This is a genomic window from Streptomyces sp. NBC_00080 (assembly GCF_045041255.1).
Classification (GTDB): domain Bacteria; phylum Actinomycetota; class Actinomycetes; order Streptomycetales; family Streptomycetaceae; genus Streptomyces; species Streptomyces coriariae.
In genome coordinates, this window is record NZ_CP108235.1 from 205832 (window position 1) to 218026 (window position 12195).

At 70.0% G+C, this 12195-nt stretch carries 11 protein-coding genes; 8 read left to right on the top strand and 3 right to left on the bottom strand.

From position 1 onward, the window contains the following. Window positions 1-28: 28 nt before the first annotated feature. Together OHU34_RS00970 and OHU34_RS00975 are read right to left on the bottom strand one after the other, a co-directional pair. A complete protein-coding gene (locus OHU34_RS00970) occupies window positions 29-226 on the bottom strand; it encodes a hypothetical protein (RefSeq protein WP_142270803.1) in 198 nt (65 codons plus the stop codon). 57 nt (window positions 227-283) lie between these two features. Further along, complete coding sequence (locus OHU34_RS00975) at window positions 284-1513, bottom strand: FAD-dependent oxidoreductase (protein ID WP_405764104.1); 1230 nt, start codon at window positions 1511-1513, stop codon at window positions 284-286. A 1259-nt stretch (window positions 1514-2772) separates the two neighbouring features. Here OHU34_RS00975 and OHU34_RS00980 point away from each other — a divergent pair. From OHU34_RS00980 to OHU34_RS01005, 6 genes are all read left to right on the top strand, one after another. Next, window positions 2773-3291 (top strand): potassium channel family protein, encoded by a 519-nt coding sequence (locus tag OHU34_RS00980; RefSeq protein WP_405772105.1) that lies wholly within the window; start codon window positions 2773-2775, stop codon window positions 3289-3291. A gap of 66 nt (window positions 3292-3357) precedes the next feature. After that, a complete protein-coding gene (locus OHU34_RS00985) occupies window positions 3358-3621 on the top strand; it encodes an SHOCT domain-containing protein (RefSeq protein WP_200840151.1) in 264 nt (87 codons plus the stop codon). 28 nt (window positions 3622-3649) lie between these two features. Next, a complete protein-coding gene (locus OHU34_RS00990) occupies window positions 3650-4267 on the top strand; it encodes a DNA polymerase thumb domain-containing protein (RefSeq protein WP_405764106.1) in 618 nt (205 codons plus the stop codon). Between the two features lie 94 nt (window positions 4268-4361). Then, window positions 4362-5087 (top strand): metal-dependent hydrolase, encoded by a 726-nt coding sequence (locus OHU34_RS00995; protein WP_235034851.1) that lies wholly within the window; start codon window positions 4362-4364, stop codon window positions 5085-5087. After that, the gene (locus OHU34_RS01000) at window positions 5087-5662 is read left to right on the top strand and encodes a helix-turn-helix domain-containing protein (RefSeq protein ID WP_142270807.1); all 576 of its coding nucleotides are present in this window, start codon (window positions 5087-5089) and stop codon (window positions 5660-5662) included. Before OHU34_RS00995 ends, OHU34_RS01000 begins: the two co-directional genes overlap by 1 nt. Before the next feature lie 16 nt (window positions 5663-5678). Beyond that, a complete protein-coding gene (locus OHU34_RS01005) occupies window positions 5679-6737 on the top strand; it encodes a threonine aldolase family protein (RefSeq protein WP_405764109.1) in 1059 nt (352 codons plus the stop codon). 858 nt (window positions 6738-7595) lie between these two features. Here the strand turns inward: OHU34_RS01005 and OHU34_RS01010 are convergent. Continuing rightward, window positions 7596-8225, bottom strand: a complete 630-nt coding sequence (locus OHU34_RS01010; protein ID WP_405764111.1) for a PadR family transcriptional regulator — start codon at window positions 8223-8225, stop codon at window positions 7596-7598. A gap of 82 nt (window positions 8226-8307) precedes the next feature. Between OHU34_RS01010 and OHU34_RS01015 the strand changes: the two genes are divergently transcribed. Together OHU34_RS01015 and OHU34_RS01020 are read left to right on the top strand one after the other, a co-directional pair. Then, entirely contained in the window at window positions 8308-9012 is a 705-nt protein-coding gene (locus OHU34_RS01015) for an ABC transporter ATP-binding protein (protein WP_230195870.1), read from the top strand. 5 nt (window positions 9013-9017) lie between these two features. Then, window positions 9018-11843 carry an FtsX-like permease family protein gene (locus OHU34_RS01020; protein ID WP_405764113.1) on the top strand — a complete coding sequence of 942 codons (2826 nt, stop codon included), beginning with the start codon at window positions 9018-9020 and terminating at the stop codon, window positions 11841-11843. Window positions 11844-12195 lie beyond the last annotated feature (352 nt).

The window sequence follows — 12195 nt, forward strand, 5'->3', positions numbered from 1 at the left end:
TCCGACGGCGTCGCCCTGCCCGCCGTTGTCAGTTCTTCTTGAAGACCGTGACCGCCAGGCTCGTGCAGGCGTTGTCGCTCGCGGCGACGGCGCCGGTGGTGTCGAGCACCTTCGTCCAGGTTCCCGGCGGCAGCGCCACGTTGTAGGTGCTGCGGGTGGGGTTGTCGACGACGGTGTCGTAGGTCGTGGGCGCGGCGGGGTTCGAGCTGAAGCGGCCGATCACCACCGGGCCGTCGACGGTCTGGGTGACCGGCCCGGGCGGGGGATGTCCCGGGCCGGCCGGTCAGAGGCGGCCGGTGAGCATGCCGTGCCAGTACACCGGCGGCAGGCCGTACCGCTTGAACACCCACATCGTGCGCCGCTCCTTGAAGGGGTCGATCAGCGGGAACGTGGGGGCAGGGTTCAGGTCGTAGTCGAACTCGGCGAGCAGCATCCGGTCGCGCGCGGTCACCAGCGGACAGGACGTGTAGCCGTCGTACCGGTGCGACGGGGCCCGGCCGTTCATCACGTCGAGCAGGTTGCCTGCCACGACGGGTGCCTGCTTGCGCACCGCCGCGCCGGTCTTCGAGGTGGGCAGGTTCGCCACGTCTCCAAGCGCGAAGACGTTCTCGTAGGAAGGGTGTTGGAGCGTGTGCTTGTCCGCGGTGACGAACCCCTGGGGGCTTGCCGGGTCGGCCAGCGGGCCCCTCTTGATCCATTCCGGTGCGCTCTGCGGTGGTACGGCGTGCAGCAGGTCGTAGCCGATGGTCTCCTTCGTGCCGTTCGCGTGGTCCGTGATGGTGACCTCGCGGCTGTCGCCGTCGACGCCGGTCATCTCCGAGCGCAGCCGCACCTCGATGCCGTACCGGGCAGCCACCTTCTCCAGAACCTGCGACCAGGCGGGCACCTTGAACATCGCCGGATCCGGGATGACGAGGATGATGCGGATGCGGTCAAGCACTTTCTGCTTGCGCCAGTAGTCCGCGGCCAGGTAGGCGATCTTCTGCGGGGCGCCGCCGCACTTCAGCGGACTGGCCGGGTGCGTGAAGACCGCTGTACCGGAGCGCATCCGCTTGATCAGCTCCCAGGTGCGCGGGGCGTACTCGGGTGCGTAGTTGCTGCTCACCCTGTCATGGCCGATGGCTTCGGCGAGGCCGGGCACGCCGTTCCAGTCGAGCTGGAGCCCAGGTGCCAGCACCAGGTACTCGTAGGTGAGTTCGGCGCCGCCGGACAGGGTCACGGTACGGGCGTCGGGATCGACGGCCAGGGCGCGCCGACGGATCCAGCGCACACCGTCGGGGATGACGGATCCTTCGGGGCGGCGGGTGCCGATCAGGGGGGCTTGACCGCCGCCGACGAGGGTCCACAGCGGCTGGTACCAGTGAGTATCGGACGGTTCGATCAGGGTGATGTCGGTGACGCCGGCTCGGCGCAGACGGGCGGCGACGCTGATGCCTGCGCTGCCGCCGCCGATGACGGCGACGCGGTGACGGCCGGAGATCGGCTCGCCGACGGGTGAGGGGGTGGCGGTCAAGGCGGAGCTCCTTCTCTTCTGGAGAGGGGTGTCGGGTGGCGGTGTGAAATCAGGCCGCGTGCTCGACGGACCCTGTCGTGACCGGACGCCCGCCAAGTACCCAGGCGGAGGTCCCGTCGGCCACGGAGTGCGTCGATGCCGCGGGAGTTCATCCAGTCGGCGGCGGTCCTGCCGCGGTTGCCGCTCGCGCAGATCGCGTATGCCGGTCGACCGGCAGTCGGTCCACCGCACCGGGCGGGCGCGGTGCGCAGCGGCATCTGTCGGCGCCCGATGCGTGTCCGGACGCGTACTGGTCTGCCTCCCCCGCGCTGGCCACTGACCGCCATCGCCCGGGGGCCGCAGCGAACGTCTCCTGCGTCACTTCCTGAGCCATTTCGTTGCCTCCTCAAATACCCCCGGGGGTTTACTGCTGTCGAGCGTACGGCGGCTTCGAGAGAGGCGTCAAATACCCCTAGGGGTATTTGTCCGGGAGGTAACTTCCGGCGCTGCGCGCGCCGCAGGGGCCCGGAGTGCTGCGCGCCGACCTCAGCATCGAGAACGTACGGCCGGGCTGCTACCCCTGGACATGGCGGGTGCGGTCGGGGAGCTGGAGAGCGCGGGTGCAGGGTGCTGGTCTCGTGGATGGTGTCAATGACGCACCGGCACTGGTCGTCGCGCACACCGGCCTCGCCATGGGTCAAGGTCGCCGCTGTCGACCACGCCGCCCAACCGCCACGCCGAAGGCCGAGCTGGGTTCCGCCGCCCGGTACAGGAGGCAAATTGCTTCGACGCGGGCCAACGTCGTCGTACAGCCCTCCCCGGACGGGTCGCAGACGGGCGGCCGGTCTGCTGACTCGAACTTGAACGACTCGGAGCTGTGCCGGCGGGCCGGCGCTCTCTTACCGGGCGGGTATGCCAGCGAGCCGGGTCGTTCACCCACCCAGACGACAGACCGAGCGCGGCGCGTGATCCTGTCCGCGTGGGGAGGGCTCCATGCTGGCCCGATGCGGATGAGCCCGGGAGGTTCCATGGAACGGCTGGTCACGCCGGTCGGTGCGGCCCTGGTGATCATCCCGCGGGATGTGTTCCACACCTTGTGGCATCCCACCCGGCACGGGGGCCTGAGCAGGGTCGTCATGTCGCTGTTGTGGCGGCTGTCGACCCGGGGCCGCAGGAACAGCAGGACCGCGGGGCCGGCCGGGCCTGTCGGCATGGTGACGGTGCTGGCCACGTGGGCCGGCGCCGTGGCCGTGGGCTGGGCCCTGGTGTACTGGCCGCACATGCCGGAAGCGTTCTCCTTCTCCGGCACGTTGAAGCCGTCCGAGCACTCGGGACCGGTGGACGCCCTGTACCTCTCACTGGTGACTGTCGCCACGCTCGGCCTCGGCGACATCGCCCCCTCCGCCGACTGGCTGCGCATCGGGGAAGACCACACGGGACGTGCACTCGCCGGCCTCCTGCCGGTCGAAGACCACCTCTACCGGCATGCCCTGGCGGACCTTGATCAGGTCGGGGCTGTAGCCGCCACGCACCGTCACCTCCACCCGCCGCACCCCGTCCTCCAGCCGGGCGGCACCGGCGCGGCGCGGGCCGAAGAAGTACCAGCCCAACGCCGCGATCAGGGCGCCCGAGACCAGGACGACGACGATTTCGGGGCCCCCATGGGCTGCTCGCCTCCCTTTTCGGTTCGCTTTCCAGCCTGCACCGGCTACCCCTGCCTCGTAGGGGCGCAATGGCCCGCTGGTCCTGGGCCGTTCGGCCCCAGACCGCCACGCCCGACAGCGGAACAATGCAGGTGAAGGCAAGAAGCCGCTGGGTGCCCTCCGCATCCGGCCACGGAACAAGGCCGAAGCAGGTGAGTGGCGATGATGTTCTGGTACGACCACGACGTCAGCGGCTGGGGCTGGTTCGCGATGTCGACCGGCATGATCCTCTTCTGGGCGCTGATCATCACAGTCGCCGTGCTGCTCTTCCGCACCCTCAACCGGCCCCAAGAGCACACCCACGCCCCGGCCAGGCCCTCCGCCGAGGACATCCTCAGCGAGCGGCTGGCCCGCGGGGAGATCGACGAGGACGACTACCAGCGCCGCCTGAACGCACTGCACGCCGGACCTCTCACCAAACCCTGAAGCCGACTGACGCTACCGGTTGCGGCCCATGCCCTCGGCTCGCGCACTCCCCTACTGGAAGCGTGACGCCCGCAGCGTGACCGAACTGGTCCAGCTGCGTGCGCTCGCCTTCTTGGGCCTGCGCAGCTCGGCGGGCGTGGCGCCGAACCGGATGCTCGCCGCGATGGCCTGCGCGCTCACCGGGCCCGGTCGGCGCACCGTCATCGACGACTCCCCCGAGGCGATCAGTGCCTTCCTGCGTCCCCGTCCGGTCCGGGAACTGCCCGGCGTGGGCGCGAAAGCGGCGGCCACTCTCACCGAGTACGGCCTGCACACCGTCGGCGAAGTCGCCGACGTCCCTCAGCTCACTCTTCAGCGCCTTCTTGGGGCCCGGGCGGAGCGTGCCCTGCACGAGCGCGCTCGCGGCCGCGACGCCACGGTCGTCGATCCCGCCCCGGCGTCGGCGAGTATCAGTGCCGAGCACCGCTTCGCCCGCGACGAACTCGATCCCGCCCAGCACCGGAACACCCTGCTCCCTCTCGCTGACCATCTCGGCGCCCGCCTGCGCCACTCCGGCCAGATCGCCGCCGGGCTGACCTGCACCGTGCGCTACGCCGACCACAGCTCCACCCGCCGCCCTGCCCTCCATCCGCTGATGGAGCCATGACACTGCACCCTTCACAACCCTCGAACCACGTGGTCTCGGTCCTCCTCAGGGTTGGATGCCGGCCGTCTGGATGTAGCTCACATCGTTCGTTATAGTGAACGTAAGGTTCATCGAAATCAGCGAGGGTGTCATGCAGGTCCCCGCCTACTACGCGGACACGTACGAGGAGCAGGCCCAGACCCAGGTCGCTGCCATAGGCGAGCAAGACGGCACACCGTGGGTGGCGGTCGAGCACTGTTTGCTCCACCCCCAGGGCGGCGGGCAGCCGGCCGACCGCGGTTGGGTGGACGGCCACGAGATCGTTCCCGTACGGGATCCCAACTCCGGACTGGTCGTGGCCGTGGCCTGCGGCGAGACAACGCTGCCGGTCTTCTCGGTCGGGCAGCCGGTCGACGTGCGCATCGACCTTCCGACGCGTCTCGCGCATGCCGCCCTGCACACCGCCGGCCACCTGATCGAGGCGGCCGGACGAGCACAGGGCTGGGTGCTGGCTGCCAACAACCACTTCCCCGGCCAAGCCCGGATCGAGTTCACCGCGCCGACGCCAGACGCCCGCCTGGACACCCCGGACGGCAGGGAGGAGGCCACCGAAGCCCTGCGGACGGAAGTCTCCGGGGCCATAGCCGAGGACCTGCCCGTGACCTGGGAGAACGACTCCGAGGGACGTCGCATCGTGCACCTGGCCCACCTGCACTCGGCTCCGTGCGGGGGAACCCACGTGCGCAGCCTCGGCAACCTCGCCGACGTCGTACTGCCGACACTGAAGGTCAAAAAGGGCCGCATCCGCGTCTCATACAGCGCCACCCACCGGGAGCGGTGATGACGCCGCCACCGGGAGAACGCCGACCCGCCAGCAGCACCGCCATCGCGGTCGGCGCGCAGATCCGCCAGCGCCGCGAGCAGCGCGGCATGAGCAGTGCCGAGCTGGCCCGCAGGGCGGGCCTGGGCAAGGCGACGCTGTCGAAACTGGAGGCCGGGCGGGGAAACCCGACGATCGAAACCCTCGACGCGCTTGCGATCGCCTTGCGTATCCCATTGACCGACCTCCTGGCCCGCGACACCGACCCGGGGCCGGTGTTCGTACCCGGCACCGACCTGGCCGACGGCGAAGTGGGACGCGAACTGCTGCGCCGTATCAGCAGTGGCAACAGCCTGGAGATCTGGCGGCTGCGCATGCCCCCCGGCACACACCTGGACGGCGTGCCGCACGCGACCGGCACCATCGAGCATCTGCTCGTCTCCTCCGGTCACCTCACTGCCGGACCCGCCGACGCCCCCACCGACCTGCACCCTGGCGACCTGCTCGCCTTCGCGGGGGATGCCCCGCACGTCTACCGCACCGGCCCCGAGGCGGCCGACGTCACCGTCGTCATCGCCTCCCCCATCATCACCTGAAAGACACCCCCTGCACATGAACGTCCTCGCCTCCACCACGCCCCAGCGGATATTCACGAGCGACAACACCGCCGGCGCCTGCCCGGAGATCGTCCAAGCCGTCACCGCCGCGGCCGCCGGCCAGGACCTGCCCTACGGCGCCGACCGGTTCACCGCCAGCGCCCGCGCACGCTTCGCCGAGATCTTCGACCGGGATGTCGACATCCTGCCCGTTTCCACCGGGTCCGCAGCCAACGCCCTCAGCCTGGCCGCCCTCACCCCGTCCTGGGGCAGCGTGCTGTGCCACCGCGACAGCCACATCAACACGGACGAGTGCGGCGCGCCGGAGTTCTTCACAGGCGGGGCCAAGCTTGTTCCCCTGTCCGGCGACGACGCCCGGATCGACCCCGCCCATCTGCGTGCGGCCGCGACGCGGAAGATCGGCGACGTGCACAGCGTGCAGCCTTCCGTGCTCAGCATCACCCAGGCCACCGAGACCGGCGCCCTCTACACCCTCCACGAGATCCGCGATCTGGCCCGCATCGCCAAGGACGCCGGCCTGCGCGTCCACATGGACGGAGCCCGCTTCGCCAACGCCGTCGTCGCCCTGGGCTGCACCCCGGCCGAGCTGACCTGGCAGGCAGGCATCGACGTCCTGTCCTTCGGGGCCACCAAGAACGGCGCCATGACCGCTGATGCCATAGTCGTCTTCGACCGCGCCCTCACCCCGGAACTGTCCTTCAGGGCCAAGCGCGCCGGCCAGCTCACCTCCAAGATGCGCTTCCAGTCCGCCCAGCTCGACGCCTACCTCACCGACGGCCTGTGGCTGCGCAACGCCGACCACGCCAACACGATGGCCGAACGCCTGGGCAACGGGCTGAAGGCCATCCCCGGCGCCGACCTGCTGCATGCGGTGGAGGCCAACATCCTCTTCTGCCGCCTTCCCCAGCCGGTCATCGACCAGCTTCTGGCCGAAGGATTCACCTTCTACCACGACCGCTGGGAGCCGGGTGTCTGCCGCTTCGTCACCTCTTTCTCCACCACTGAGCACGACGTCGACGCTCTCCTGGAGGCTGTACGTCGCCTCGCCACCTGATGGCCCTCAACAGGGTGAAGGCCCCGGGTCACCATGCCCGGGGCGTATAAGGCGATGACGGCCGGCATTGCCCCGTCCGAAGTCGAAGGCGGACGCGATCGCCGAGCGCCTGCCGTATCAACCAGCCGCTGAACCAGCGATATGCGGCCGTCGGCGTGCGGGTTCGCCGCGGGAAACCACCCAGAAATTGAGAACCCGCCCGCTTCGGTGTTCGACGTCTTGGAAGCCGCCGGCACCGAACTCATCGCACGGCCGTACCGCGAGCGCCGCGCGAGACTCGAGGACCTCTTCGCCCGCGGCGCACCTGCGTCTGGCCGAGAACCTGAGCTGCCTCGACCACTTCGTCGACGGTCATGCCGAACCGGAGTGGTCCGACGCCGACAGCCGGTGCATAGGACCACTCGTCCCGATCGGCGACTCCGGAATCGGCTTCAACCCAGAACGTCATAGTCGCCCCCTGGAGACAGCTGAAATCTTGCCGCCGCCCATCATGTCAATCACCAACCAGCGCCCCGCCGGGTGTCGCCAGGCGCGAGCTACCCCGCCTGCCAGGGGCTGCAGTGATCTTCAGGCGATCGCCAGCCTCGCTGCAGCTTGGCTTTGGCCTGGGCGAAAACATCTTTCACGATGGGCGCATCGGACCGCTCGACGCTTCGCTCCCAGCGACCGTGAGATCGCAGGACACGCAGCCCGCACTGTCCGCACCGTCTGACCGGGATCCGCTGACGACCCTCCGACCACAGCGACACCGCGACCGCCCCCACCGCCGACACCGCCCCGCTCTCAAACAGCCAGGCACGCCAGCAGCCCGCACGTCAGCACCCCGCCGACATCACCAACAGAGTCCCGGCATTGCCCCTAAGCGGACTCTGAACGGTCCCCTCTCATCCCGCCAAGATCGCCGGCCTCGTCGGTGTCGCCCTGCGCCTGTGCGTGTGAGCGCTCCGGCGCCTGCGCGCTCTGTGCCGTGGCGAGCGGGCCCAGATGCTGTGCGGCGCTGTCCAGCAGTCCGAGGTCGGCCTTGGTGTGCGCGATGGCGGCGTCGATCAGGACGGCGACCAGCGGCTCGTCGGCGTGGGCGCGGCGCTGCTGTGCCAGGCCCGCGAGCTCGGACAGGTACGTCTGCCGCTGCGAATCGATCAGCGTGGTCAGGGCCTGCGGGCCCAGCGCGACAGCGCCGAGGAGCTTCAGGAACAGCTCGTCGCGGAAGCCGCCGACGCGCACCCAGGCGGTGGTCGCCCACGAGCGCAGCTCGGCCTCGCCCGCCTCGGTGAGCGTGTAGAGGTTCTTGTCGGGCCGGTCGGTCTGCGTGACCTGCGAGCGCGAGACATAGCCGTCACGGACCAGCCGTTCGAGGATCTGGTAGAGGTGACCGATGTTCAGGCCACCCCACTGCGGACCGACGGTCTCCTCGAACCGGGCCTTGAGTTCGTATCCGTGATTCGGTCGCCGGGTCAGCAGCGCGAGCACGGCGTGGTGGAGCGGCATATACGTCCCTTCTACATTGTGACAACATACCCCTGAATTGCCGCAATGTAGGTGCGCAATGTACGAGGGCGAGGCTGCATCAATGGCTGTGAGCGTGGCGCTGCGCGGGGTGAGCCGCCGGTATCCCGGGCTGACCGCTCTGGACGAGGTCGACCTGGAGGTCGCGGCCGGCGAGGTGGTGATGCTGACCGGGCCGTCCGGCGCCGGCAAATCCACCGTCCTGCATGTGACGGGCGGCATGGACCAGCCAGACGAGGGGCACGTCGAGATCGACGGCATACAGCTGGCGCCCCGGGACCTGGACCGTCACCGGCGGCGTATCGGCTTCGTCTTCCAACGCTTCCACCTGCTGTCCGCGCTGACCGTGCTGGACAACGTGCTCGCCCCCGTCCTGCCGCGCAGAGTGGACTTCGACCGGCGTGCGCGCGGCATGGAGCTGCTCGAAGCCGTCGGCCTGGACCAGCGCGCCGACGCCCTGCCCTCGCAGTTGTCGGGCGGACAGCAGCAACGCGTCGCCGTCGCACGCGCGTTGATCAACCGGCCGGGACTGTTACTGGCCGACGAGCCCACGGGCAACCTGGACAGCGTCATCGGGCGGGAGATCATCGACCTGCTGATGTCGCTGCGCGAGCGCTACGGGATGACGATGCTGATCGCATCCCACGATGCGGAAGTCGCCGCCAACGGCGACCGGGTGGTGCGCCTGCAGGACGGCAGGATCACCTCGGACCAGCGGGTCACACCGTCCGGCGACGTGCTGGACCGGCTGGGGGGCCTGCGCCCGTGATAGCGATGATCCTCGATCAACTCCGGCGGCGGCGCGGGCGCGCGCTGGCCCTGGCCGCCGGAATCCTGGTGGCGGCGACCAGTTTCACCCTGCTGACCGCGACGGTGAGCACGAGCCAGGCCACCACCGTGGGCACGGTACGGAAGAACGCAAGGTCCGCGTACGACGTCCTGGTACGCCCGCCCGACTCGCAGACGGACGTGGAGCGGCAGAGCGGTCTGGTCTCGCCGAACTTCCTGTCCGGCACGTTCGGTGGCATCACCATGGACCAGTACCGGCGCATCCGCGGCATGGCCGGGGTCGACGTGGCCGCGCCGGTCGCCAACATCGGCTACCTCATGGTGGCGAGCACCGTCACCGTGGACGTGTCCCGCTTCTTGGACGGCGAGGCGTCCCGGCAGATCCTGCGCATCAGCCCGACGCTCACCTCCGGACTGGGCACCTACCGCACCTCCGACGAGTACGTCTACCTCACCCGCTCCCCCCTGACGTCGGCGTCGGAGTCGGACGGCCTCTTCGAGTCCGACACCCTGGAAACGGGCGAGGCCGACAAGAGCACCCAGCGGTATCGGATCAAGGGGAAGTACGACGTCTGCTTCTACTTCAACTGGGACAAGACAGAACAGACCGAGTTCAACCTGAATCTGCCGTTGAAGCCGAACATCATCGCCGAGGACCTCAGGGACAAGTCGCCGTTCGACCCGGACCTGAGTTCGCGGATGAACTGCCAGTCCGGCCAGGACAAGGCCACCATCGACGTTCCGGTCAGCTACCCCGTGCTGCTGTCCGCCATCGACCCGGTGGCCGAGGACCGGCTGGTGGGCCTGGGCGACACCATCGCCTCGGGCCGGATGCTCACCGAGCGGGACAGGCCGTGGACGGTGTCGTCCGCCAAGAGCGTCCACGGACAGCACGACTCCTACATCCCGGCGCTGCTCAGCGACAACCCGCTGACCACCGGCACGCTCGACGCCACCGTAGAGCGGCTGGACGTCGGCGACCCGGCAGAGCTGCCCTCGAAACTGGGCAACCCGACAGCCGGCAGCTTCGTCCGAGGCCTGCACGGCACCACGGTGGGCAGGACCCGCGTCGACCTGAGCCAGGGCTACCGGAAGGCACTGACCGAGAACTCGTTCGACACCGGGACCTACTGGACGGTCGGCCCGGTCACCTACCGCCGGACCTCCGACGGCGGCCTCGCCGCGCAGCCGAAGCCGCCGCAGAAGCCCAGCCTGTGGATCACCAACTTCAACCAGCAGCCGTTCACCAACGTCCCCGAGGAGAACCACCAGGGCACCCAGTACCGGGAGGTGACCAGTCACGCCGCCACGAACTGCATCGGGCTGGGTACCTGCGACGGCGTGGACTCCGGACGCCTGCCCAATCCCTTCGTCCGCCTGGTCGGCCGCTACGACACCGGCGAACTGCCCGGCTTCTCACCCCTGTCCGACACCCCGTTGGAGACCTACCAGGCGCCGCAGGTCACCGGCGCGGACAGCGCGACCCGAGCGAAGCTCCACGGCAAGCCGCTGCAGCCCGACCGCAACCTGGGCGGCTACGTCAGCCCGCCGCCCACCATGCTGACGACGATGGATTCCATCACCGCGCTCACCAAGAGCCGCCGGGTCCCGAGCCTCCAGGACAAGGCGCCGGTCAGCGCGATCAGGATCCGGGTGGCCGGAGTGACCGGCGTCGACACCGCCTCCCGGGCTCGGGTCAACGCCGTGGCCGGGGCGATCCGGGCCGCCTACCCCCGGCTCCAGGTCGACGTCACCGTCGGCAGCTCGCCCGCGCCGCAGACGGTGACGCTGAGTGCCTCGGCACAGGTGACGGAGCGCTGGGTCGCCAAGGGCGTGGCACTGCGCATTCTCAAGGCGGTGGACACCAAGAGCGCGATGCTCTTCGTGCTGGTCCTCGTCGTGTGCGCGCTCTTCCTCGGCCAGGCTGCGCTTGCCTCGGTGCGCTCACGGCGCATCGAGATCGGCACGCTGCGCTGCCTGGGCTGGAGCGGTGGCGAAGTGCTCCGCCTGGTCCTCGGCGAACTGGCGGTGATCGGCCTCGCCGCCGGAGCCGCGGGCACCGTACTCGCATACGTGCTGGGCCGGGTGCTGGGCCAGTCCGAAGCCGGCTCCAAGTCACTCCTCGTGCTCCCGGTGGCGCTCCTCCTGGCCACGGCGGCGGGACTGATCCCCGCCTGGCTCGCCACCCGGCTGGGACCGATGGAAGCCGTCCGACCCCCGGTGACGGCGGCCCTCCGCGCACGCCCGGTGCGTTCGGTGGCCGGCCTGGCCATGCTCAACCTGCTGCGGGTGCGGGGCCGCACGCTGCTGGGTGCGGCAGGACTGGCACTGGGAGTGGCCGCCTTCACGGTGCTGCTCGCCCTCACGCTGGCCTTCCGGGGCGAGGTGGCCGGGTCGCTGCTCGGCAGCGCCGTGGTGGCGCAGGCGCGCGAGGCCGACTATCTCAGCGTCGCCCTGTCCTTGCTGCTGGGCGCCGCCGGCGCCATCGACGTCCTGGTCATCTCGCAGCGCGAACGTGCCGCCGATCTCGCGGTGCTGCGGGCGACCGGCTGGACCAACCGCGAGCTGGCGAAGCTGACCCTCTACGAGGGAATCGGACTGGCTCTGCTGGGCGGCCTGTCCGGTGCGGTGGCCGGCCTGGCCGGGGTGCTGACCCTCGGCCGGGGCGTGCTGCACGGACACCTGTTCACGGTCGTCGGCGCCGCGCTGCTGGCCACGCTCGCGGCGACCGCCCTGGTGGTGGCAGCTCTGACGGTGCCGATCCGGGGGCTGTCCCGGATCGCCCCCGCCCACCTGCTCGCCGCCGACTGAGCCGACCGCCGCCACCGCCGGCGGCTTCGCACAGCGGAAGACCCCGGCCGTGTTCACGGGCCGGGGTCTCAGCAGTAGACGGAAGTCCGCGGTCGTGCCCCTCCCCTGTCAGCGACAGCCCTTCGTATCCGCTCACATCGCCGGATGCGGGGCGGCGTTGAACCCCAGGATCCGGACACCTGCCGGTCGGCTCGCCGAGCTGTTCCGCCAGGTGGAAGGGGACAGGCAGGGCGTTCGTGGCGGCCGTGCGGGAGCCCTGATCGATTGCGGTCGGTACGCAGGCGGTATCTCCTGCCGGCCGCAGCGAAACGGCGGCGTGCGTAGGCCGAGTGGCCAGAACCGCGAACCGGCC